The organism is Frankia sp. R43 (genome assembly GCF_001306465.1).
Classification (GTDB): domain Bacteria; phylum Actinomycetota; class Actinomycetes; order Frankiales; family Frankiaceae; genus Parafrankia; species Parafrankia irregularis.
Window position 1 is genome coordinate 564,400 of sequence record NZ_LFCW01000003.1, and the last position, 23,698, is coordinate 588,097.

General features: G+C 72.7%; 21 protein-coding genes. 19 read left to right on the forward strand and 2 right to left on the reverse strand.

What is annotated here, in order from left to right; genetic code table 11:
* Positions 1-44: 44 nt before the first annotated feature.
* From ACG83_RS42425 to ACG83_RS15935, 4 genes are read left to right on the forward strand one after another with little or no spacing between them, the layout of a single operon-like run.
* Entirely contained in the window at positions 45-1,304 is a 1,260-nt protein-coding gene (locus ACG83_RS42425; protein ID WP_083473281.1) for a ComEA family DNA-binding protein, read from the forward strand.
* On the forward strand, positions 1,305-3,797 hold the full coding sequence (locus ACG83_RS15925; protein ID WP_054566970.1) for a ComEC/Rec2 family competence protein: 2,493 nt from the start codon (positions 1,305-1,307) through the stop codon (positions 3,795-3,797).
* 39 nt (positions 3,798-3,836) lie between these two features.
* Complete coding sequence (gene holA / locus ACG83_RS15930; protein WP_054567272.1) at positions 3,837-4,874, forward strand: DNA polymerase III subunit delta; 1,038 nt, start codon at positions 3,837-3,839, stop codon at positions 4,872-4,874.
* A complete protein-coding gene (locus ACG83_RS15935) occupies positions 4,871-5,155 on the forward strand; it encodes a hypothetical protein (RefSeq protein WP_054566971.1) in 285 nt (94 codons plus the stop codon). Before holA ends, ACG83_RS15935 begins: the two co-directional genes overlap by 4 nt.
* Before the next feature lie 174 nt (positions 5,156-5,329).
* On the opposite strand, the gene rpsT is transcribed toward ACG83_RS15935, so the two are convergent.
* Positions 5,330-5,596 (reverse strand): 30S ribosomal protein S20, encoded by a 267-nt coding sequence (gene rpsT, locus ACG83_RS15940; protein ID WP_054566972.1) that lies wholly within the window; start codon positions 5,594-5,596, stop codon positions 5,330-5,332.
* A 346-nt stretch (positions 5,597-5,942) separates the two neighbouring features.
* Between rpsT and lepA the strand changes: the two genes are divergently transcribed.
* Positions 5,943-7,802 carry a translation elongation factor 4 gene (lepA, locus tag ACG83_RS15945; RefSeq protein ID WP_054566973.1) on the forward strand — a complete coding sequence of 620 codons (1,860 nt, stop codon included), beginning with the start codon at positions 5,943-5,945 and terminating at the stop codon, positions 7,800-7,802.
* 211 nt (positions 7,803-8,013) lie between these two features.
* On the opposite strand, the gene ACG83_RS15950 is transcribed toward lepA, so the two are convergent.
* A complete protein-coding gene (locus ACG83_RS15950) occupies positions 8,014-8,217 on the reverse strand; it encodes a hypothetical protein (RefSeq protein WP_054566974.1) in 204 nt (67 codons plus the stop codon).
* Between the two features lie 230 nt (positions 8,218-8,447).
* Here ACG83_RS15950 and hemW point away from each other — a divergent pair, with 230 nt between their 5' ends.
* The 14 genes from hemW (at position 8,448) to ACG83_RS16020 (ending at position 23,677) form a co-directional block, all read left to right on the forward strand.
* Positions 8,448-9,677: a radical SAM family heme chaperone HemW gene (hemW, locus tag ACG83_RS15955; protein WP_054566975.1), complete on the forward strand. Its 1,230-nt coding sequence runs from the start codon at positions 8,448-8,450 to the stop codon at positions 9,675-9,677.
* A 318-nt stretch (positions 9,678-9,995) separates the two neighbouring features.
* A complete protein-coding gene (gene hrcA, locus ACG83_RS15960) occupies positions 9,996-11,015 on the forward strand; it encodes a heat-inducible transcriptional repressor HrcA (protein ID WP_006538881.1) in 1,020 nt (339 codons plus the stop codon).
* Entirely contained in the window at positions 11,015-12,160 is a 1,146-nt protein-coding gene (gene dnaJ, locus ACG83_RS15965) for a molecular chaperone DnaJ (RefSeq protein WP_006538880.1), read from the forward strand. Before hrcA ends, dnaJ begins: the two co-directional genes overlap by 1 nt.
* Positions 12,157-12,981 (forward strand): 16S rRNA (uracil(1498)-N(3))-methyltransferase, encoded by an 825-nt coding sequence (locus ACG83_RS15970; protein ID WP_076825484.1) that lies wholly within the window; start codon positions 12,157-12,159, stop codon positions 12,979-12,981. Before dnaJ ends, ACG83_RS15970 begins: the two co-directional genes overlap by 4 nt.
* 205 nt (positions 12,982-13,186) lie before the next feature.
* Positions 13,187-14,224 (forward strand): PhoH family protein, encoded by a 1,038-nt coding sequence (locus tag ACG83_RS15975; protein WP_054566977.1) that lies wholly within the window; start codon positions 13,187-13,189, stop codon positions 14,222-14,224.
* Positions 14,225-14,261: 37 nt separating this feature from the next.
* A complete protein-coding gene (gene ybeY / locus ACG83_RS15980; RefSeq protein ID WP_006538877.1) occupies positions 14,262-14,741 on the forward strand; it encodes an rRNA maturation RNase YbeY in 480 nt (159 codons plus the stop codon).
* A 15-nt stretch (positions 14,742-14,756) separates the two neighbouring features.
* Positions 14,757-16,115, forward strand: a complete 1,359-nt coding sequence (locus tag ACG83_RS15985; protein ID WP_054566978.1) for a hemolysin family protein — start codon at positions 14,757-14,759, stop codon at positions 16,113-16,115.
* A complete protein-coding gene (locus tag ACG83_RS15990) occupies positions 16,112-16,507 on the forward strand; it encodes a hypothetical protein (protein WP_054566979.1) in 396 nt (131 codons plus the stop codon). The genes ACG83_RS15985 and ACG83_RS15990 overlap by 4 nt, the downstream gene beginning before the upstream one ends.
* Positions 16,508-16,512: 5 nt before the next feature.
* Positions 16,513-17,430 (forward strand): GTPase Era, encoded by a 918-nt coding sequence (gene era, locus ACG83_RS15995; protein ID WP_054567273.1) that lies wholly within the window; start codon positions 16,513-16,515, stop codon positions 17,428-17,430.
* 134 nt (positions 17,431-17,564) lie between these two features.
* Positions 17,565-18,296, forward strand: coding sequence for a DNA repair protein RecO (gene recO, locus ACG83_RS16000; protein WP_198955469.1), 732 nt, complete (start codon positions 17,565-17,567; stop codon positions 18,294-18,296).
* A gap of 188 nt (positions 18,297-18,484) precedes the next feature.
* On the forward strand, positions 18,485-19,282 hold the full coding sequence (locus ACG83_RS16005) for an isoprenyl transferase (protein ID WP_006538872.1): 798 nt from the start codon (positions 18,485-18,487) through the stop codon (positions 19,280-19,282).
* The gene (locus tag ACG83_RS16010) at positions 19,275-19,748 is read left to right on the forward strand and encodes an antibiotic biosynthesis monooxygenase (RefSeq protein ID WP_054566981.1); all 474 of its coding nucleotides are present in this window, start codon (positions 19,275-19,277) and stop codon (positions 19,746-19,748) included. Before ACG83_RS16005 ends, ACG83_RS16010 begins: the two co-directional genes overlap by 8 nt.
* A gap of 65 nt (positions 19,749-19,813) precedes the next feature.
* Entirely contained in the window at positions 19,814-22,933 is a 3,120-nt protein-coding gene (locus tag ACG83_RS16015) for a glycine--tRNA ligase (RefSeq protein ID WP_054566982.1), read from the forward strand.
* A gap of 57 nt (positions 22,934-22,990) precedes the next feature.
* Positions 22,991-23,677 (forward strand): YdcF family protein, encoded by a 687-nt coding sequence (locus tag ACG83_RS16020; RefSeq protein ID WP_054566983.1) that lies wholly within the window; start codon positions 22,991-22,993, stop codon positions 23,675-23,677.
* Positions 23,678-23,698 lie beyond the last annotated feature (21 nt).

Genomic DNA, 23,698 nt, shown 5'->3' on the forward strand with positions numbered 1-23,698 from the left:
CGCCCAGGCGCCAGGGGTGCCCGGATTGTTCCTACGTTGCGTGCATGCACAGGCACTCATCGCGTCAGGGAAGCTGCAGGGGTGACACTGCCGGCGGTGGCACCCACCACGCCGGCGGCGGCACCCACCACGCCGATCACGCCAGCCAGGCCGCCGCCGTCCACGTCGACGACGCCGTGACCGAACCGCTGGGGCGGTCCTGGCCGGCGTTCCCGCCGTCAACTCGGCATCCGGGCCGGGGCACCGGCTCCACCGGCGAGCTGGACGCCGGCTGGTCCGGCAGCGGCTCCGACAGGGGGTCCGACAACGGCTCCGACAACAGGTCCGACGGCTGGTCGGATGACTGGTCGGACCTCGACGTCGACGGCTGGTCCGACGAGTGGGCGGGCAGCCGGTCGGTCGAGAACCGGCGTCGGGCTCATCCTGAGGATCTTGATGATCGTGACGGTCCCGAAGCTCCGGGGGATCCTGACGATGCCGGTCACGCTGGTGGTGCTGGTGGTCGCCGCGGCCTGGAGGGCCACGACCGGCGCGGGAGGCACCGCCAGCTGTCCGACCGCCTGCCGCCCGCGCTGCGCGGTGCGATCCTCGCGCCGAGCGCGCGGGCGGCCCTCGTGCTGGTCGTGGTCGCCGTCGCGGCCGCGGCGACCGCCGGCTGGCTGGCCTGGCGCGGCCGGCCGGTGGAGCTCGCCTCGAAGGGGCCGGGCCAGTCGGCTCTCGTGGCGCAGGAGGCCACGACGACCGCGCGGCCGGCCGCGGGCTCCTCGGTTTCGGGGGCGTCGGCGCCGGCCGTGCCCACCTCTTCGTCCGGGCGTCCGGCGGGCACGGAATCCGACGCCGGGCAGGAGATCGTCGTCGACGTCGCCGGCCGGGTCGCCCGGCCCGGAGTGGTGCGGCTGCCGGCCGGATCCCGGGTCGTCGACGCGCTGACCCTGGCCGGCGGAGCGCTGCCGGGCACCGACACGACCGGGCTCGCGCTGGCCCGTGTCCTGACCGACGGCGAGCAGATCCTGGTCGACGGCCGCGCGGGGCCGGCGCCACCACCCTCCGGGGGCGGGCAGGCCGCCGCCGGTGCGGCGGGTGGGGCAGGTTCGGCGGCGGGTGGCGGTCAGGCGCCGCTCGATCTCAACGCCGCGACGGCGAGCCAGCTCGACGAGCTGCCAGGCGTGGGCCCGGTCCTGGCCCAGCGGATCGTCGACTGGCGCGCCGCGAACGGGCCCTTCACGTCAGCCGACCAACTGGGCGAGGTCACCGGGGTCGGGGATCGGCGGCTCGCGGATCTGCTGCCGCTGGTGACGGTCTGAATGGTCTCCGTCGTCATGGAGGTCGGCGTCGGTCTTCCGGCCGACGCGAAGGACGCGCCTCGAGATCGCCTCGACCTGCGCCTGGCTGTGCCGGCCGGCGCGGTCTGGGCCGGCGCGGCGCTGGGCGGTTACTGGGTGCCCAGCCGGGAGCTCCTGGGAGGCGTTGCCGTCGTTCTGGCCGGCTGCGCGCTCGCGGTGCTCGCCGGGGCCTGGCAGCGGGGCGGCGGGGCGGCCGGCGCGGCTGCCGGGCCCGGGTGGCGGCTTGCCGGCTGCGTCGCCGTCGCCTTCCTCGCGGCGGGGCTGCTGATCGGAGGCACGGCCGGGCGGGCGAGGGCGGTCGGGCCGCTCGCCGCGCTGGTCCGCACCGAGCGGACAGTGGAGGCCGTCGTGGTCCTCACCGACGATCCGAAGGTCTCGCGGCCGCCGGCCGGGGCCACCGGCACTGCCGCGGGAGGTCCGGGCGGTGCCGCGTCAACGGCCACGGTGCGAGCCCGTCTTGAGGCGGTCACCGGCCCTGAGCGCCGGGTACGTGCCGCGGTTCCCGTGCTGCTGGTCGGGCGGGCGGGCTACCTAGTGCCCTACCTGCCGGGGCAGCGGCTGGCGGTTCGGGCCACGCTCGCCCCACCAGGGCCGGGCGAGACGATCGCCGCGGTCCTGTTCGCCCGGGCGCCGCCGCACCCGCAGGGGCGGCCGCCCATGGCACAGCGGGCGGCCGGGTGGTTGCGCGCGCGCCTGCGCACGGCGGCGAGTGTGGTCGCCCAGCCTGCGGGTGGGCTGCTCCCAGCCATGGTCGTCGGTGACACCTCGAAGCTCGATCCAGAGCTGAAGGACGACTTCCGCGTCGCCGGGCTGAGTCACCTCACCGCTGTCTCGGGAGCGAACGCCGCCATCGCCACCGGTGCCGTCCTCGTCGTCCTCGCCCGTACCCGGCTCGGCTCGCGGAGCAGGGCGTTCGCCGCCGCGGCGGCGCTTGTCGGCTTCGTGATCCTGGCCCGGCCGTCCGCGAGCGTGGTCCGAGCGGCGGCGATGGGGCTGGTGGGCCTTGCGGCGCTGGCGGCCGGGCGGCCACGTGCCGTTATGGCCGCACTGGCGACGGCGGTGCTGGCTGTCATCGTGCTGGACCCGACCTTCGCTCTCTCCGCCGGCTTCGCGCTGTCGGTGCTCGCCACCGCCGGGATGGTCGTCTGGGGGCCGGGCTGGTGTGACGGGCTCGAGCGGCGGCTTGGGGCGCGCCGGCCGCAGCCGTCGCGCCGACTCCTCGCCGGTGCCACCCGGATCGCGCAGGCGGTGGCCGTCGCGGCGGCGGCCCAGCTGGCGTGCACTCCGGTGCTGGCGTGGCTCGGCGGTGGCATCAGCCTCGTCGCCATCCCGGCGAACGTGATCGCGGCGCCCGCGGTCGCGCCAGCCACCCTGCTCGGCCTGCTCACCATGGCCGTGGCCACGCTGCACCCGTCCGCGGCCGAGCTGTTCGCCCGGCTGGCGGGCCTGCCGTGCCGGTGGCTTGTGCTGGTCGCCGGCCGGGCGGCCGACCTTCCGGGGGCGGCGATCGGCTGGCCGGCCGGGCCGCTCGGTGCGGCGGCTGCGCTCGCCGGGGTCGTGCTGGCCCTCGCTCTGGCCCGGCGTCCGCCGACCCGCCGGCTGCTCGCCGTGGCGCTCGCGAGCCTGCTGGTGGCACGCCTGTTCCTGGTGCCGAGGCTGGCGGGCTGGCCACCGGCGGGCTGGCGGCTGGTGGCCTGCGACGTGGGCCAGGGCGACGGGCTGGTGCTACGGGCCGGAGCCGGCTCGGCGGTCGTGGTCGATGTCGGGCCCGACCCCGAGCTGATGGCCGCCTGCCTGGCCGATCTCGGGGTCCGGCGGGTGCCGCTTCTGGTGCTCAGTCACCTGCACGCCGACCATGCGGCGGGTCTGAGCGGGGTGCTGGGCCGGTTGCCGGTGGGTGAGATGATCGTGAGCCCGCTGCCCGAGCCGACGGAGCAGTGGGCCGAGGTCGAGCGCGGTGCCCGGGCGGCAGGGGTCAGGGTCCGCTCGGTGCTCTCGGGCTCGGCTGGTGCGTCCGGCACGGTCGGGGATGTCCGCTGGCAGGTCATCGGCCCGCAGCGGGTTCTGCGTGGCACGGCCAGTGATCCGAACAACGCCAGTCTTGTGCTGCTCGCGGAGGTCGGTGGCGTGACCATGCTGCTGAGCGGGGACGCGGAACCGCCGGAGCAGCGCCAGGTCGCCCGGGCCGGCGCGGTGACGGTGGATGTGCTCAAGGTCGCCCACCACGGCTCCGCTGATCAGATCCCGGAGTTCCTGGCCGGGACGGGCGCGCGGGCCGCCCTGATCAGTGTCGGGGCCGGGAACACGTACGGGCATCCGGCGGCCGCGACGCTGGCGAGCCTGCGCGCGGCCGGGATCACCGTCGGCCGGACCGACCTGCACGGCGCGGTGGCGGTCGTCCGGCAGCCGTCCGGCCGGGTGGCGCTGGTGGCGCGTCGGCCCGGTCGGATGTGAGGGCGGCGGGGTGGCGTGAGGGCGGCCGTCCGGCGTGACATGCTGATCCGCGTGCCACAGCCCGCTGCCCCGCCGCCGCTGGTCGTCGTGAGCGGTGACGAGGAGCTTCTCGTCGCGCGTGCCGTGCGGGAGGTCCTCGCCGCCGCTCGGGCCCGCGACCCCGAGGTCGAGATCGTCGATCGCGCACCGGGCGAGCTCACCGATGCCGACATGATCGATCTCGGTGCCACCTCGATGTTCGGCGGTGGGCGGGTTCTGGTCGTCCGTGGTGCCGCCGAGCTGCCGGAGGATCTGCGGGATGCGTTGCTCGCGTACGTCGGGCGCCCGCTCGACGACGTGACGCTGGTCGTGGTGCACAGCGGCGCGGTGAAGAACCGCAAGCTCGTCGACGCGATGAAGAAGGCCGGCGCCAAGGTCATCCCAGCTGCCAAGATCACCCGGCCGCGTGATCGGCATGACTTCGCGGTGGCCGAGATCCGCCGGCTCGGTGGCCGGACGACCGACGGCGCGATCCAGGCGCTGCTCGACGCCGTGGGCGGCGACCTGCGGGAGATCGCGGCCGTGTGCGACCAGCTCGTGGCGGACACCGATGGTGTGATCGACGAGGCCGCGGTGGGTCGCTACCACCGTGGGCGTGCCGAGACCAGCGGCTTCGCGGTGGCGGACGCGATCATCGGTGGCGATCTCGCGGGTGGGCTCACCCTGTTGCGCCAGGCTCTCGAAGGCGGTACCGCCCCGGTGCTGATCACGAGTGCCATCGCGGGTGGCCTGCGCGATCTGGCCCGGGTGGCGGCTGCCGGCGGCGGATCCAAGTGGGACATCGCCAAGGCTCTCGGGATGCCGGACTGGAAGGTCGAACGGGCCCAGCGATCCGCCCGTGGCTGGTCGGACGCCGGGCTGGCCCGGGCGATCCGGGCGGTCGCGGTGGCCGACGCGGGCGTGAAGGGCGCGGCAGTGGATGCGGGGTACGCGCTGGAACACCTGCTCCAGGAGGTCGCACGAGCCCGGGGCCGGTCGGTCGGCACCGAGGAGCGTGGCCGGGCGGAGTTCGCCGGCCGGGGAGGACGAGCACGATGAACGCGTCAGCAGGGCAGCACCGTGACTCCAACGGGCCCGGGGGGACCGCGGCATCCGGTGACGGGCACGAGCAGGTGCCACCCGGTGGCATGTTCGGCCTACGGGTGCTGCCGGCGGGTTGGATGCGCGTGTTGGTCGTGACCGTCACCGTGCTGGTGACGCTGGTCATCGCGATGGGTGACCTGGCCAGCGCCTGGGTTCTGTTGGTGCTCCCACTGGCGGTTGCGGCACTGGTCGCCTACGCCGAGGTGCTCGAACGCGCCCTGGACCGCGACGGCTGAGGGGGCCCGCTGGGCCCGCACCGAGAGAATGCGTGGGTCCGCACGGAGAACCCCGAGCGGACTCCCGAGCGAGGGCGGTCGCCGCACGCGGTCGCCCCAGGCATGACATCGCCCCGAGCATGACAAGGGCCGGGATCTTCCCGCTGGGAAGCCCGGCCCCGACCCGACAGGACGTCAGGCGCTGACGCCCGCGTTCGCCTTCGCCATCGCCGACTTGCGGTTGGCGGCCTGGTTCGGGTGGATGACACCCTTGCTGGCGGCCTTGTCCAGCTTCTTGGCGGCGAGACGGAAGGCGGCGTCGGCGCGCTCCGCGTCCCCGGCCTCGACGGCGTCGCGGAAGCGGCGGACGTGGGTCTTCAGCTCGGACTTCACGGCCTTGTTGCGCAGCCGTCGCTTCTCGTTGGTGAGGTTGCGCTTGATCTGCGACTTGATGTTGGCCACGCGGGAGAACCTCTGGGTTTCGAGTCGGGATGGTACGTGGGGAGGCCCGCCGTGCAGAAGATCTCAGCCACCCCGAGATCTCACTGGAGTCCCACCGACTCGGGCTGCCTCAGGACCCTGGAGCCAGATGAACTGGTCGACTCCAGAACCCGCAGGCTGCCCCAACCAGGGCCCACAGCGAAGCGCTACCGACATTATCAAACCAGTCGGCGGTGCCGGCTGCAGGGCGCGGCCGCGAGGGCGGGCGCCTGTGCCCGGCGCGCCGGCCTGTGCCTGGCACGATGGAGGCCTGGCACGATGAAGCACGCGAGACAGACCGACGAGCAGCGAAACGAGACCAGCCCGCGTGTCCGAAGCACCGCACGAGGCAGCCGGCGTCGACCCGGCGTCGATCCGCAACTTCTGCATCATCGCCCACATCGACCACGGCAAGTCCACGCTCGCCGACCGGATGCTGGGCGTGACCGGCGTGGTCGAGGCCCGCAACATGCGCGCTCAGTACCTCGACCGGATGGACATCGAGCGCGAGCGTGGCATCACGATCAAGGCGCAGAACGTCCGGCTGCCGTGGCGGGCGGATGACGGTGCGGACTACGTCCTGAACCTCATCGACACGCCCGGCCATGTGGACTTCTCCTATGAGGTGAGCCGCTCGCTGGCCGCCTGCGAGGGCGCGGTCCTCCTGGTCGACGCCGCGCAGGGCATCGAGGCCCAGACGCTGGCGAACCTCTACCTGGCGATCGAGAACGATCTCACGATCATCCCGGTGCTCAACAAGATCGACCTTCCGGCCGCGCAGCCCGAGAAGTACGCCGAGGAGATCGCGACGATCATCGGGTGCGATCCGGGTGACGTGCTGAAGGTCTCCGGCAAGACCGGGCAGGGCGTCCCGGAGCTGCTCAACGAGATCGTCCGCCGCATTCCGGCGCCGAGCGGCGACCCGGACGGCCCGACCCGCGCGATGATCTTCGACAGCGTGTACGACATCTACCGCGGTGTCATCACCTATGTCCGGGTCGTGGACGGGACGCTGTCGACCCGTGACCGTTGTCTGATGATGTCCACCGGCGCCAGCCACGAGACGCTCGAGGTCGGTGTCATCTCCCCGGAGCCGCGGCCGACCGGCTCGCTGTCGGCGGGCGAGGTGGGCTACGTCATCCCCGGGGTGAAGGACGTCCGCCAGGCCCGCGTCGGCGACACCATGACCTCGGCGCGCCGGCCGGCGACGGAGATGCTCGGCGGGTACCGCGATCCGCGTCCGATGGTCTACTCGGGCCTGTATCCGCTGGATGGCAGCGAGTACCCGGCCCTGCGCGAGGCGCTGGACAAGCTGCAGCTCAACGACGCGGCACTGACCTTCGAGCCGGAGACCTCGGCGGCGCTCGGGTTCGGCTTCCGCTGCGGGTTCCTCGGTCTGCTGCACCTGGAGATCGTCCGTGAGCGGCTCGAGCGCGAGTTCGACCTCACGCTCATCTCGACGGCGCCGAACGTGGTCTACCGGGTGGTCATGGAGGACGCCTCCGAGGTCACCGTGACCAACCCCAGCGACTGGCCCGGGGGCAAGATCGCGGAAGTGCACGAGCCGGTGGTCGAGGCGATGCTGCTGCTGCCGACCGACTTCGTGGGCGCGGTGATGGAGCTGTGCCAGGGCCGCCGCGGTGTGCTCCAGGGCATGGACTACATCTCCACGGACCGGGTGGAGCTGAAGTACACGCTGCCCCTCGGTGAGATCATCTTCGACTTCTTCGACGCGCTGAAGTCGCGCACCCGCGGCTACGCGAGCCTCGACTACGAGCCCGCGGGCGAGCAGACGTCCGATCTGGTCAAGGTGGACATTCTGCTCCAGGGGGAGGCCGTCGACGCGTTCTCGGCGATCGTGCATCGGGAGAAGGCCTACGCGTACGGGGTCGCGATGACCTCGAAACTCCGTGAGCTGATTCCGCGCCAGCAGTTCGAGGTGCCGATCCAGGCCGCGATCGGCAGTCGGATCATCGCCCGCGAGAACATTCGCGCCATCCGCAAGGACGTGCTCGCCAAGTGCTACGGCGGTGACATCAGCCGCAAGCGCAAGCTGCTGGAGAAGCAGAAGGAGGGCAAGAAGCGGATGAAGACCATCGGTCGGGTGGAGGTCCCGCAGGAGGCCTTCATCGCCGCCCTGTCGACGACGGAGAGCCCGAGCTCGTCGGGGTCGAAGCCGGCGCGCTGACGGGGCGCGGGTGCCTGGCCTGGCCTGGCCTGGGCGCGGCCCGGCCGGCCCCCGGGCGTGGCTGGCACGGCGGGCATCGTGAGGTGCCGCCGCCGGGGCTCCGATGTCCGGCATCAGGTGCCGGACATCGGCGGCTCCGGTCGCGGTGCCGCCCGGCGCGTCAGCGGGTCGGGCCGGCGGGTCGGGCCGGCGGAGCAGACGGTGTCCGCGGTCAGACGGTGTCCGCGGATGGGCCGATCCGGGGTACGCGGATCGGCTCGGTGGCCGGCTCCGCCTCCGCGAAGCCGAGCGCCAGGACGGATCCTGACCGGTACTCCGTGGTTCGTGGTGGTAGCAGTTCCTCGATGGTCACGATTCCACTGGTGAGCTCCTCCTGCATGGTCGGATCATTTCGCAGCCAACTCGACTGAGCCATGACCGGTTGCCCACCGTTTGGCCCTGCCACTGTCAACAGATCGCAAACATGTGATTCCGGCCCCGAGTGGGCGCCGACGGTGCCTCGGATGGCGCATTCGGGCGGCCCGTGAGCCTCCTTGTCCGATACTGGTCCTGATGTCGCCAGGTGATGATCGAATCACTGTGGTGGGGCCTGTTGACAAAACAGAGCGTTGCGGTCTGTGCGCGCGTTGGGAGCACACTGGGGTCATGCCATCCAAGCCTCTCGAAGGGGCGCCGGCGCCCGTCGACGGCGCACTCCCCGACGCCGCGCTCGCCACGGTCGGTTCCCGGCCGTTCGGCGTCTACGTTCACGTCCCGTACTGCGCGGCACGCTGCGGCTACTGCGACTTCAACACCTACACCCCGGCCGAGCTCGGCGCGGGCGGCCAGGGTGGGGCCGCGTCCTTCGTCGACTCCATCGCCACCGAGGCCCGCCTCGCGCGTTCGGTTCTCGGCGAGCGGGAGCTGCCCGTGGCGACGGTCTTCGTCGGCGGTGGCACCCCGACACTGCTGCCCGCCTCCGACCTGGCGAAGGTGCTGCGGATCCTGGACGACACCTTCGGCCTCGCGGGCGACGCGGAGGTGACGACCGAGGCCAACCCGGAGTCCGTCGACCTGGAGGCACTCGAGCATCTGCGGGCCAGCGGATTCACCCGGATCTCCTTCGGCATGCAGAGTGCCCGCCCGCACGTGCTGGCCGCGCTGGACCGTCAGCACACTCCCGGCCGGGTCGCCGAGGTCGTGGGCTGGGCCCGCCAGGCCGGCTTCGAGCAGCTCAGCCTCGACCTGATCTACGGCGCACCGGGCGAGTCGGAGGCAGACTGGGCGGCCAGCCTGGAGACGGTCATCGAGCTCGCTCCGAACCATGTCAGCGCCTACTCGCTGACGGTGGAGGAGGGCACGAAGCTGTCCCGGCGGGTCCGCCGCGGCGAGCTCCTGGAGCCGGATGACGACCTGCTGGCGGATCGCTACCTACAGGCGGACGAGGCGTTCGCGGCCGCCGGGCTGAGCAACTACGAGATCAGCAACTGGTCCCGCGACCGGGCCTCCTGGTGCCGGCACAACCTGGGCTACTGGCGGGGCGACGACTGGTGGGGCCTGGGGCCGGGCGCGCACAGCCATGTCGGTGGGGTCCGGTGGTGGAACGTCCGCCACCCCACCGAGTACGCGACGAGGGTCGGCGCGGGCCGCAGCCCGGCCGCCGCCCGTGAGGTGCTCGACGCCGCCGCGCAGCGGGTCGAACGGGTCATGCTGGGGGTGCGGCTCGTCGAGGGGCTCGAGACGGTCGCGCTGTGCGATCGGGGGCGGGCGGCGGCCGACGAACTGGCGGCGGACGGCCTCATCCTCGACCGGGAGCTCGCGGCCGGGAGAGTGGCGCTGACCCGCCGCGGTCGCCTGCTGGCCGACACCGTGGTGCGTGCGCTGCTGCCCGACTGAGCGGTGGCCCTCACCCGGCCGGGCGGGGCGGCTACCCGGCCGGGTGGCGGTGCCAGCCCGGCTGGGTGGCGGTGCCAGCCCGGCCGGGTGGCGGCGCGGCTACCCGGCTGGGCGGTGGCGGTCACCTGACGGAGCTGTGACGGTCGCCTGACCAGCCTGTGACGGTCGCCGAACGCGGGTCTGGTCACGATGGCTGCTCCGACCAGGGCGGGAAGCTACACTTGGCACTCGTGGCGGAAGAGTGCCAGGGCAGGTGACTGCGCCGGCACACCGCCATCCCCGCCTGGCGTAGGGAACCGGCTGAGGGGGTGTGGTCACGTGTTGGAAGAACGGCGCCTGGAGGTTCTGCGGGCAATCGTCGAGGACTTCGTGCTCAGCAATGAGCCGGTGGGATCCAAGACGTTGGCCGAGCGTCATGCCCTGGGGGTATCGCCCGCCACGGTGCGTAACGACATGTCCGCGCTGGAGGAAGAGGGCTACATCACGCAGCCACACACCAGCGCCGGCCGGATCCCGACGGACAAGGGCTACCGCCTCTTCGTCGACCGGCTGTCCGGTGTGAAGCCGTTGTCACGAGCCGAGCGCAAGGCCATCCAGAGCTTTCTGGAGGGCGCTGTCGACCTCGACGACGTGGTCCGCCGATCCGTGCGGCTGCTCGCACAGCTCACCCGGCAGGTGGCGGTGGTGCAGTATCCCTCGCTGTCGATCAGCAGCGTGCGGCACATCGAGATCGTCACGCTGAACCCGAACCGGCTGTTGCTGGTCCTGATCACCGACACCGGCCGGGTCGAGCAGCGGGTGGTGGACATTCCCGCGCCGGTCGACGACGGGGTCGTGGGGGAGCTGCGGGGCCTGCTCAACGGGTCCCTGCGCGGCCGGCGGATCGCGGACGCCACCGAGGCCGCGGCCGACCTGCCGGACACGGTCCGCCCCGACCTGCGCCCCTACCTGACGACGCTGACCACGGTGGTGCTGGAGGCCCTGCTGGAACGCCAGGAGGAGCGCGTCGCGCTGGCCGGGACGGCCAACCTCACCAGGGCGTCCGTGGACTTCGCCGACTCGCTGCGCTTCATCCTGGAGGCGTTGGAGGAGCAGGTGGTGCTCCTCAAGCTGATCGGTTCGGCGCGTGAGACCGGTACTGTTACGGTGCGCATCGGGCGCGAGACGGACGTCGACGCCCTGCGATCGACCTCTGTTGTCGCCACCGGGTACGGTCTCGGCCCGGCTGCACTGGGCGGAATGGGAGTCGTCGGCCCGATGCGGATGGACTATCCGGGAACGATGGCGGCTGTCCGGGCCGTCGCCAAGTACGTGGGTGAACTCTTGGGTGCCGACTGATGGCAGTGGATTATTACGCGACACTCGGTGTGCGGCGTGACGCAACCGGTGACGAGATCAAGCGGGCGTACCGCAAGCTGGCCCGCGAGCTGCATCCGGACGTGAATCCGGATCCAGAGGCGCAGCAGCGCTTCCGGAACGTGACGAACGCCTACGAGGTCCTCTCGGACCCCGAGAAGCGTCAGATCGTCGATCTTGGTGGTGATCCGCTCGCGCCCGGTGGTGGCGGGGGCGGTGCCGGCTCGCCCTTCGGTGCGGGTTTCGGCGGCCTCGGCGACATCATGGACGCGTTCTTCGGGGGCGGGGCCAGCCGCGGCCCGCGCTCGCGGGTCCGGCGTGGCAACGACGCGCTCCTGCGTCTCGAGCTCGACCTCGCCGAGACCGCCTTCGGGGCGACCCGGGACATCACCGTCGACACGGCGGTGGTGTGCCCGACCTGCACCGGGGCGGGTGCGGCGCAGGGCACGCAGCCGTCCACCTGCTCGACCTGCCACGGCCGTGGCGAGGTCCAGCAGGTGACCCGCTCGTTCCTCGGCCAGATGGTGACGTCCCGGCCGTGTCCGCGCTGCTCCGGCACCGGAACCGTCATCGAGCACCCGTGCCGGGAGTGCTCGGGCGACGGCCGGGTCCGCAAGCGGCGCACCCTGACGGTGAAGATCCCCTCCGGGGTCGAGGACGGGATGCGCATCCGCCTGTCCGGCGAGGGTGAGGTGGGCCCCGGCGGCGGTCCGCCCGGCGACCTGTACGTGGAGGTCTCCGAGCGCCAGCACGCCGTGTTCACCCGCGAGGGTGACGACCTGCACTGCGACCTGCGGCTGCCGATGACAGCCGCGGCGCTGGGCACGGTGGCGACGCTGGAGACGCTCGACGGCTCCGAGACCATCACGGTGAAGCCGGGCACCCAGCCCGGTGAGGTGATCCGGCTCGCCGGGCGCGGTGTTCCGCACCTGCGCGCGGTCGGGCGAGGCCACCTCCACATCCACATCGTGGTCGAGACGCCGACGAAGCTCGACGCCGAGCAGGAACGCCTGCTGCGGGAGCTGGCGAAGCTGCGGGAGGAGGAGTCGCCGGCCGTGGCGGTCGGCGGTTCCTCCGGTGGCTCGGGCCTGTTCTCCCGGCGCCGCAGCGGGCGGCGTAACCGCTGACCGCCCCCGTCTTCCACCTGGATCCGCTGCCGTCGACGGACGTCTTCGTGCTTTCCGGCGCGGAGGGCCGGCATGCCGCCACCGTTCGCCGGCTGCGGCCGGGTGAGCGCCTGGACGTGACCGACGGCGCCGGTACCGCGCTGGAATGCGAGGTCGGCTCGGTCGGCCGGGACGAGCTCGAATGCGTGGTGCTGCGTCGTCGGAGGGTGCCCGTACCGGTCCCGCGGCTGGTGGTGGCGCAGGCGCTGGCCAAGGGCGACCGCGGCGAGCTGGCGGTCGAGATGATGACCGAGGCCGGTGTCGACGAGATCGTGCCCTGGGCGGCGTCGCGGTGCGTGGTCCGCTGGGAGGGGGAGCGCGGCGAGCGGTCCCGGGCCCGGTGGGACCGCACGGCGCGGGAGGCCGCGAAGCAGTCGCGCCGCCTGGTCTGGCCCGAGGTCGGCGGACTGGTCACCACCGCCGCGCTCGCGCGGCGCGCTCGGCAGGCCGCGCTCGCCGTCGTTCTGCATGAGACGGCGTCGACGCCGGTGGCCGGTCTCGCCCGCGGGCTGTCCGTTCCGCAGGCCGTGCCGGCCCCGGCAGCACCACCTGGGACGGCTGGGACTCCCGGGATGCTCGGCACGGCACCGGATGCGCCGGAGGTGCCTGAGGTGCTGCTGGTGGTGGGCCCGGAAGGTGGTGTGTCCGACGAAGAGCTCGCGACGCTCACCGCCGCCGGGGCCGTCGCCGGGCGGCTCGGCCCGACCGTGCTGCGGACGTCGACGGCGGGCGTTGTCGCGGCGGCGGTGGTACTCGCCGACATCGGTCGCCTGGGCGGATAGACTGGGTTCGTCTGCGGGCCACCTTCGCCCCAGGCTGACACGATCGTGCTCCCGTGGCGATGCTCCTGTGGCCGTGCTCCTGCGGCTTGGGGGCTTGCCTGCCCTGGTGTTTGCGCGGCCCGGTGCCTGCGCGATGCCATGTGATCCATGCTCGTGTGATCCACGCTCGATGTGAGAGGTGCTCCGGCCCAGGCGGCCGTACTACATGCCCGATTCCGACGCTCCCCCAGACGCGCGGGCCATCACGCGCATCGTCGTTCCCGGCCCGCACAGCATGGTGAGTCTGCTCGGCCACCAGGACCAGTTGCTGCGTGCGGTCGAGAAGGCCTTCTCCTCCGACATCCACGTCCGCGGCAACGAGATCACCATCACCGGTGACCCGGCCGAGAACGAGCTCGCGGCCAAGCTGTTCTCCGAGCTCATAGCGCTGCTGGACGCCGGGACGGAACTCAGCCCGCAACATGTGGACCATTCGGTGGCGATGTTGCGCAGCGGTTCGGATGAGCGGCCCGCGGAGGTTCTCACCCTCAACATCGTGTCCAACCGTGGCCGGACGATCCGCCCGAAGACCCTGAACCAGAAGCGTTATGTGGACGCGATCGACCAGCACACGATCGTGTTCGGAATCGGGCCCGCGGGAACCGGCAAGACCTACCTGGCGATGGCCAAGGCGGTCCAGGCGCTCCAGGCGAAGAAGGTCAACCGGATCATCCTCACCCGGCCGGCGGTCGAGGCCGGTGAGCGCCTCGGCTTCCTGCCGGGCACGCTCTACGAGAAGATCGATCCGTACCTGCGCCCGCTCTACGACGCGCTGCACGACATGATCGACCCCGACTCGATCCCGCGGCTCATGCAGAGCGGGACCATCGAGGTCGCACCGCTGGCGTACATGCGTGGCCGCACCCTCAACGACGCCTTCATCATCCTGGACGAGGCCCAGAACACCTCGCCGGAGCAGATGAAGATGTTCCTCACCCGGCTCGGGTTCGGCTCGAAGATCGTCGTCACCGGTGACATCACCCAGGTCGACCTGCCGGCTGGCACGCACAGTGGCCTTCGCGTGGTCCGCGAGATCCTCGACGGGGTCGGCGACGTCCACTTCGCCACGCTGACGAGCACGGACGTCGTCCGCCACCGCCTGGTCAGCGACATCGTCGACGCCTACGCCCGCTGGGACGCGGCGAGCCCGGTGCCGGCCGCCGACTCGCGCCCGGCCCGGGCCACCCGCCGGGACCGCCGGTGAGCGCCCGGGAAGCGAGCGCCACGGAAAGGGAACGGTAATGGCGGTCTTCGTCGCGAACGAGTCGGGTGTGACGGACTTCGACGAGGTCACCCTGGCCGCGCTGGCCCGGTTCGTGCTGGACACCATGAAGGTCAACCCGCTCGCGGAGCTTTCGGTCATGCTGGTCGAGGTCGACGCGATGACCGACCTGCACGTCCGCTACATGGGCGAGGACGGGCCGACCGACGTGCTTGCGTTCCCGCAGGACGAGGCGTTCGAGCCGTCCTGGTCGGAGTCGGTGGAGGAGGACCCGACCACCCTGCTCGGCGACGTCGTCCTGTGCCCCGAGGTGGCCCGTAGGCAGGCCGGGCAGGCCGGTCACGGGATGGAGCGGGAGCTGCACATCCTCTGCACCCACGGCATCCTGCACCTGCTCGGCTACGACCACGCGGAGCCGGAGGAGGAACGGGAGATGTGGAAGCTCCAGAACAGCCTGCTGGCCTCCTGGGACATCGCGGCCGGCGCCGGCACCTCCTGAGGAGCCCGGTCCGTCATGGAGTCCGGTGATCTCCTGTTGGTCTTCATCGCCGCGGTGGCCGCCCTCGCCGCCGCGGGCCTCGGCGCGGTGGACGCCGCCCTCACCAGGGTCTCCCGGGTAAGCGTCGAGCAGTTCGGCCGGCAGCACAAGGCGGGCGCCGCGAACCTGGCCCGGGTCGTGGCCGATCCGGGGCGCTACCTCGCGCTGCTGCTGTTGCTGCGGATCGTCGGCGAGATGGCCGCCGCGGCGTGCATCACCGTCCTCGCCGTCCACGCCTACGGGGCCGGGTTCGCCGCGGTCGGCCTGGGCGCGCTGGTCTCCACCCTGGTGGCCTACATCCTGGTCGGGGTGATGTTCCGGACGCTGGGCCGCCAGCACGCCCCCGCGGTGTCGCTGGCCACCGCCGGGCTCACCATCCGGCTGGCGCGGATCTTCGGGCCGCTGCCCCGGCTGCTCATCGCGTTCGGCAACGCGGTCACTCCCGGCCCCGGCTACCGCGACGGGCCGTTCGCCTCGGAGGCGGAGCTGCGCGACCTGGTCGACCTCGCGGAGGAGAACGAGGTCATCGAACCCGAGGAACGGGACATGATCGCCTCGGTGTTCGAGCTGGGTGACACGCTCGTCCGCGAGGTCATGGTGCCGCGCCCGGACATGCTCTTCATCGAGTCCGACAAATCCGTGCGGCAGGCGATCTCGCTGGCGCTGCGCAGCGGTTTCTCCCGCATCCCGGTGATCGGCGAGAGCGTCGACGACGTCGTCGGGATCGCCTTCCTCAAGGACATGGTCGGCTGGGAGCGGGAAGGCCGGGAGGAGAGCCGGGTCGCCGAGATCATGCGGGCGCCTGTGCTCGTCCCCGAAAGCAAGCCCGCCGACGACCTGCTGCGCGAGATGCAGGCGTCGCGGACCCACATGGCGGTGGTCATCGACGAGTACGGTGGCACCGCCGGGCTGGTGACCATCGAGGACATCCTCGAGGAGATCGTCGGTGAGATCACCGACGAGTACGACAGCGCCACGCCCCCGGTCGAATGGCTCGACGACGACACCGCGCGGGTGACGGCACGGCTGGACGTCGACGACCTCGCCGAGCTCTTCGGCGTCGAGGACGTGCCCGGCGCCCGCGATGTCGAGACGGTGGGCGGGCTGCTCGCCAGCGCGCTCGGCCGGGTGCCCATCCCCGGCGCGACCGCGGACGTGGCCGGGCTGCGGCTGTCCGCCGAGCGGGCGGCCGGTCGGCGCAACCAGATCGGCACTGTCGTCGTCCGGCGGCTGACCCCGTCGACCCGCGACCCGGACGCGCCGGAAGGGCCGGCCGGGCCAGGCGGGACGGACGGGACGGACGGGCCGGAGCAGAGCAGAAAGGTGACATCGTGACGTCTTCCACCCCCCCTTCCAGCCCGCCGGCCGGACCGGTTCTGGAGGCGGAGGACACCAAGCTTGTGGTGCTGGCCCGCGCCGCCCGGCTGCGGGCCTACACGCCCGGCGGCCAGCTCGCGGAGGGCGCGGCGGTGCGCGACACCGACGGCCGGACCTACGCGGCCGCCACGGTCGCGCACGCCCGGCCGGAGCTGGCGACGTCGGCGCTGCGGGCCGCGGTCGTGGCCGCGGCGTCCAGCGGCGCGCGGCGTTTCGAGGCCGCGGCCGTGGTGACGGAGGCCGATACGGCCGCCGCCGACGATCTGGCCATGCTCGCCGAGTTCGGTGCGGGAGTTCCCCTCTTCCTGGCCGGCCCGGACGGCGTCGCGCGCACCCGGACGTCGAGCTAGTGGACCTGGACCTGGCGACGGGATTCCGCTCGGGATTCGCCTGTGTCGTGGGCCGACCGAACGCGGGCAAGTCCACGCTGACGAACGCGCTGGTGGGGACGAAGGTGGCGATCACGTCCGGGCGCCCGCAGACGACCCGGCACGCCATCAGGGGCATCATCCATCGTCCCGACGCGCAGCTGATCCTGGTCGACACCCCGGGTCTGCACCGTCCGCGCACGCTGCTGGGCCAGCGGCTCAACGACGTCGTGCGCGCGACGCTGTCGGAGGTCGACGTGATCGGCTTCTGCATGCCGGCCGACGAGCCGCTCGGGCGGGGCGACCGTTTCATCGCCGACGAGCTGGGCCGGCTGGCGCGGCGGACGCCGGTGGTGGCCATCCTCACCAAGGTCGACAAGGTCGCCGACCCGGACCGGGTCGGCGCCCGGCTGCTGGAGGTCTCCGGGCTCGGTGACTTCGCCGAGATCGTGCCGGTCAGCGCGGTGTCCGCGTTCCAGGTCGACCGGCTCGCGGACGTGCTGGTAGCCCGGCTGCCGGAGGGCCCGCGGCTCTATCCGGAGGGGGAGCTGACCGACGAGCCCGAGCAGGTGATGGTCGCGGAGCTGGTGCGCGAGGCGGCTCTGGAGGGTGTGCGCGACGAACTGCCGCACTCGTTGGCCGTGGTGGTCGAGGAGATGCTGCCGCGGGAGGGCCGTCCCGCGGACCGGCCGTTGCTCGACGTCCGGGTCAACGTCTTCGTCGAGCGCCCGAGCCAGAAGGCGATCGTCATCGGCTCCGGAGGCTCCCGGCTGCGTGACGTCGGCACCCGGGCCCGTACCCAGATCGAGGCGCTGCTGGGGACGCCGGTCTACCTGGACCTGCACGTCAAGGTGGCCAAGGACTGGCAGCGGGACCCGAAGCAGCTTCGCCGGTTGGGTTTCTGACGGCTCCGGGCCGGGCCGGGGCCGGGTTTCCGGCGGCGTCTCATGGCGCTCGGCGGCGTCGCCGGCCGTGCCGGCAGGCCGGGACGGATGCGGCCCCACCTGGTCGTGTGGAGCAGGCATGTAACCATGGGAACGTGCCGGTGTATCGCGATGAGGGCGTCGTCCTGAGGACGATGCCCTTCGCCGAGGCCGACCGTGTCGTCACGGTGCTCACGCGGCGTAACGGTCGGGTCAGGGCAGTCGCCAAGGGCGTCCGCAGGACGTCCTCCCGTTTCGGTGCCCGGCTGGAGCCGGGGACCTACGTCGACCTCCAGCTCCACGAGGGCCGGTCGCTGGACACGGTCACCCAGGCGGACATCCTGGGTGCCTACGGTGCGACGATCGCCCAGGAGTACGCGCGGTACACGGCCGCGGCGGTGATGCTGGAGACCGCGGAGCGGCTGACCAGCGAGGAACGCCAACCCGCCTTCCGGCTGTTTCTGCTGCTCGTGGGCGGTCTGCGTACGCTGGCAGCGGGCGAACGTACGCCGTCCCTGGTCCTGGATGCCTTCCTGCTGCGATCGCTCACCGTCTCCGGCTACGGGATGGCGTTGGACGAGTGCGCGCTCTGCGGCGAGCCAGGACCACACCACTCGCTGTCCGTCGCCAGTGGCGGCGTAGTGTGCCCGGAATGTCGACCGCGAGGCGCGGTGTCGACGTCTCCGGCCGCTGTGCGGCTGCTGGCCGACCTTCTGCACGGTGACTGGGACGGCGCGGAGGCGGCCGACGTCCGCACCCGACGGGAGGCCGGGGGGGTCGTTGCCGCCTACCTTCAGTGGCATCTCGAACGGGCGCTGCGGGCCCTGCCGCATCTTGAACGGACGTGAGGCCACGGGCATGAAGAGCCGATGGGCGCGGAGGCGGTGGCCTGACCGGGCACGGGCGTGTACGTCGGGCGAGGGGACCGTGTGAGGAGCGGGGACGGGATGTGTGCTGCGAGACCGGTGGTCCGGGTGGGCTCGGGCCGGCGGGGGTCGGTCGGTGAGGCGCCGGCCCGGACGAAAGGATGTCGGCTGTGAGCCTGCGTGAAGAGGTGGGCAGACGGTTCCGCGATCCGCGTCCGCATCCGTCCGGAGCGCAGCCGCCGCCGTTGCCGCCGGCCCTTGTCCCGCGTCATGTCGGGATTGTCATGGACGGCAACGGCCGCTGGGCGAAGCTTCGCGGCCTGCCCCGTACCAAGGGGCACGAGGCCGGTGAGGACTCGCTGTTCGACTGCGTCGAGGGCGCGATCGAGATGGGCGTGCGCTGGCTGTCGGTCTACGCGTTCTCGACCGAGAACTGGAAGCGCTCGCCGGACGAGGTGGCGTTCCTGATGCGCTTCACCGACGGTGTCTTCGGGCGGCGCATCGACGACATGCACGAGCTCGGTGTCCGCGTGCGCTGGGCCGGGCGGCGGCCCCGCCTGTGGGGGAACGTGATCCGGCGGCTGGAGGCGGCGGAGGAGCTCACCCGCGACAACGACCGGCTGACGCTGGTGATGTGCGTGAACTACGGCGGGCGCGCGGAGCTCGCGGACGCCGCCGCGGCGATCGCCCGGGACGTGCGCGACGGCCGGCTGCGCCCGGAACGCATCAACGAGGAGACAGTCGCGCGATACCTGGACGAGCCGGATATGCCGGACGTCGACCTGCTGATCCGCACCTCCGGCGAGCAGCGGCTGAGCAACTTCCTGCTCTGGCAGGCGGCGTACGCGGAGTTCTCCTTCGTGCCCACCCTGTGGCCTGATTTCGACCGCCGCGATCTGTGGCTGGCCTGCGAGGAGTACGCCCGCCGCGACCGGCGCTACGGCGGCGTGGTCGCGAAGCATGCCTGACCACCGGCCGGCAGCCGCCGCGGGGCCTGTGGTGGCCGCCGGGGCTCCGGTGGTCGCGGTCCTCAGGTTCGAGGTGCCTGAAGCGGCCTGGTCCGATTTCGCCGCGGCCGGCGAGCGGGTGGTCGCCGCACTGGCCGCGCAGCGCGGCTTCCGCACCGCCCGGCTCGGCCGCAGCGTCGACGAGCCGGGCGCCTGGCTGCTGGTCACCGAATGGGCTGGTCCGGGCGCCTGGCGGCGGGCGCTGTCCGCCTTCGACGTCCGCTGTGAGCTGACGCCCACGCTGGTCTGGGCCCAGGACGCCCCGGGCGCCTTCGAGGTCCTGTACGAACGCGACGCCGACGGGCCGGCCTACTCCCACGGCTCGGCTCTCGCGCCGGACGCGGCGGTCATCGCCCCCGGCGCGGGCGTCCGCACGGGGGCCCGCGCCGGAGGCGACGACGGCGTGTGGAGCCTGGACGCGCGGTAGCGGCCCTGCCACCCGGTAGCCTCGGCGGGGTAACACCCGATCACCGAGCTGCCGAGGCTGACCCGATGCTGACCATGCAGGACGCCCTGCTGACGTTGACCCGCTACTGGACCGAGCGCGGCTGCATGATCGTGCAGCCGTTCAACACCGAGGTCGGCGCCGGTACGCACAACCCGGCGACCATCCTCCGGGTGCTGGGCGGCGAGCCGTGGCGGGTCGCCTACGTCGAGCCCTCGGTGCGTCCGGACGACTCCCGGTACGGGTTCAACCCGAACCGGCTGCAGACCCACACCCAGTTCCAGGTGATCCTCAAGCCTGACCCGGGCGACCCGCAGGAGCTCTACCTGGGCAGCCTGCGTGCGCTGGGCATCGACACCGCCGCGCACGACGTGCGCTTCGTCGAAGACAACTGGGCCTCACCGGCGCTGGGCGCCTGGGGGCTCGGCTGGGAGGTCTGGCTCGACGGCCAGGAGATCACCCAGTTCACCTACTTCCAGCAGGCCGGCGGCCAGTCCCTCGACCCGGTGAGCGTCGAGATCACCTACGGGATCGAGCGCATCCTGATGGCGCTGCAGGAGGTCCGGCACTTCACCGAGATCGCCTACGCGCCCGGGGTGTCGTACGGCGAGGTGTTCGGCCAGTCCGAGTACGAGATGTCCCGGTACTACCTGGACGAGGCGGACATCGACACGGTGCGCCGGATGTACACCGAGTTCGCGGCCGAGGCACGCCGGCTCATCGACGCCCGGCTGCCGGTCCCCGCGCACACGTACGTGCTCAAGTGCTCGCACGCCTTCAACATCCTCGACTCCCGTGGCGCCGTCTCGACCACCGAGCGGGCCACCTCGTTCACCCAGATGCGTGGAATGTCGCGCGAGGTCGCCGCCCTGTGGCGGGACCGGCGTGTCGAGCTCGGCAGCCCGCTGGGCGAGACGCCCCGACCGGCCGCGGCGACCCCGGCCACCGTCGACCCGGCGGCGGTGCCGACCGGGCCGGCCACCCTGCTGTTCGAGATCGGCGTCGAGGAGCTGCCGGCCGCCGAGGTGACCCGGCAGACCGAGGCCGTCCGCGCGGCGCTCGTCGAGCGGCTCGCGGCCACCCGCCTCACCCACGGCGAGGTGCTGGTGCGGGGGACCCCGCGGCGGATCGTCGCCGTCGTCGCCGACGTCGCGCCCCGGGAGCCGGACGTGGAGCGGGTCGTCCGCGGCCCGCGCCGCGCGGCCGCCTACGACGCGGCGGGTGAGCCGACGAAGGCGGCGACGGGCTTCATCCGCGGGCAGGGCGGCGACGTGGCCGATCTGACTGTTGTCGAGTACCGCGGTGTCGAGCACGTCGCGCTGGTGCGTACCGACGTCGGCCGGCCCGCGACGGAGGTGCTCGCCGAGGTGCTCGGCGCGGTGCTCGCCGGCCTGCGCGCCGAGCGGAACATGCGCTGGAACGACCCCGAGCTGTCCTTCAGCCGGCCGGTGCGCTGGGTGGTCGCGCTGCTCGGCGCCGCGGTGGTGCCGGTCGCCGTGTCCACGCTGGCCGCCGGCGCGACGTCGCGCGGTCATCGCCGCGCCGGTTCGCCGCCGATCGAGGTGGCGGGTGCCGACGGCTACGCGGACCTGCTCGCCGGGCACTCCGTCCTGCTCGACCCGGCGACCCGCCGCGAGCTGATCGTGGACGAGGCGGCGAAGCTCGCCGCCGAGCACCAGGGCACGATCGACCTCGATCTGGAGGGCGACGTCCTGGCCGAGGTGACGAACCTGGTGGAGTATCCGCGTCCGGTGCTGGGCTCGTTCGAACAGCGGTACCTCGAGCTGCCGGCCGAGATCCTCACCACGGTCATGCACAAGCACCAGCGGTACCTGGTGGTGCGTGACGCCGCCGGCGCGCTGCTGCCCTGCTTCGTGACGATCGCCGACGGGGCCGTCGACGTGCCGCTCGTGCGTGCGGGCAACGAGGCGGTGCTGCGTGCCCGGTTCGAGGACGCCGCGTTCTTCTTCGACGCCGATCTCAAGGTGCCGCTGGCGACGTTCCGCGCGGGGCTTGCGAAGCTCACCTTCGAACAGCGCCTCGGCTCGGTGGCCGACCGCGCGGACCGCATCGCCAGGCTGGCCGGAGTCCTCGCCGACCGGCTCGGCACCGGCGAGGGCACTGCGACCAGTGGGGGCACTGCGACCAGTGGGGGCACTGCGACCAGTGGGGGCACCGCGGTCGCCGGGGGCCTGTCCCCACAGGATCGGGCCACGCTGGAGCGGGCAGGGGCGCTGGCCAAGTTCGACCTCGCCACCCAGATGGTGATCGAGCTGTCGAGCCTGGCCGGGACGATGGCCCGGGAGTACGCCCGCCGGGCCGGCGAGCCCGAGGCGGTGGCCGTGGCGCTCTACGAGATGGAGCTGCCGCGCCGTGCCGGCGGGGTGCTCCCGCAGACGGTGCCCGGCGCACTGCTGGCGCTCGCCGACCGGCTCGACCTGCTGGCCGGGCTGTTCGCGCTCGACGCCGCGCCCACCGGCAGCTCGGACCCGTTCGGGCTGCGCCGGGCCGCGCTCGGGGTGACCGCCATCCTGGCGCAGCGCCCCGCGCTCGCCGGCCTCGCCGTGGCGGACATGCTGGCCGAGGCGGCGAAGCTGATCCCGGTTCCGATGTCACAGGAGGCCCTGGAGCAGGCGGACGCGTTCGTGCGCGGCCGTTTCACCCAGCAGCTTCTCGACACGGGGGTGGATCACCGGCTCGTCGCCGCCGTGGCGCCGCTGACCGCTCGACCGGCCCGCGCCGCCTCGACCGTGGCGGAACTGCGCGTCCTGGTGGAGGACCCGTCGTTCGCGCGGCTCGCCGCCGCGGTCGGGCGGATCCGCCGGATCGTTCCGGCCGACACGGCGCCGGGCATCGCGATCGCGGATCTCGTCGACCCGGTCGACCACAGACTGGCCCAGGCCGCGACCGAGCTGTCCCGTCAGCTGGTGGTCCGCACCTCCGGCCGGGCGCCGGAGCTCGTCGACTTCGTCGCCGCCGCGGCCGCGCTGCCGGAGGCGGTCGAGGCGTTCTTCGACGGTGTGATGGTCATGGCCGAGGATCCGGCGCTGCGTGCCGCGCGGCTCGGCCTGCTCGCCGAGATCCGTGACGTCGCGGGTGAGGTGCTGGACTGGGACGCGCTCGGCGCGCTGCCGACGGCCTCGGCGGGTGCCGTCGAGGCCTCCTGAGCGTCGATCTGTGGCCGGAAGGTTTAGGCAGGTCCGCTGCGGCTAACGTGATATCGCGTGGACCTGTCCTTTCGGCGGCTTCTGCCCCGTCCGCCCTCGGCGGCCTGGTTTCGGGTGCCGTGGTGGCGCTGGGCGGTGCGCATCGTCCTGATGGCCGTCGCACTTCTGCTCGTGGGCTCTGCCGCGACCTTCGGGCAGGTGTGGTGGGTAGGGCGCGGCGACGACCGCCGGGCCTCCGACACGTTGATCGTCCTCGGCGCGTCGCAGTACGACGGTCGGCCGTCGGCGATCCTCACCGCCCGCCTGGACCATGCGCTCGAGCTCTACCGTGCCGGTGTGGCGCCGCGTGTCATCACGGTGGGCGGGAACCAGCCGGGCGACCGTTTCACCGAGGCGGAGGTCGCCGCGACGTACCTGCGTGACCACGGGGTTCCGGCCGGTGCCGTGCTGGCGGTTCCGCAGGGCAGGGACACGCTGTCGTCGATGATCGCGGTGGCCAGTCTGATGGACAGCCGGAACTGGGGGTCTGCGGTGGTGGTGACCGATCGCTGGCACAGCCTCCGGTCCCGCACCATCGCCGCCGATCTCGGCATCGCGGCGGTGGCGTCGCCCTCGACCAGCGGGCCGGCGAACCGGGGCTTCGGCACGCAGGTCCACTACATCCTGCGTGAGGGCATCGGCTATCGCTTCTACCAGCTCTTTCACCGTGCCTCGCCGGCCGCGGCGCACACCCCGGCGGTCTGAGCCCGCCGGGCGAACCACCGA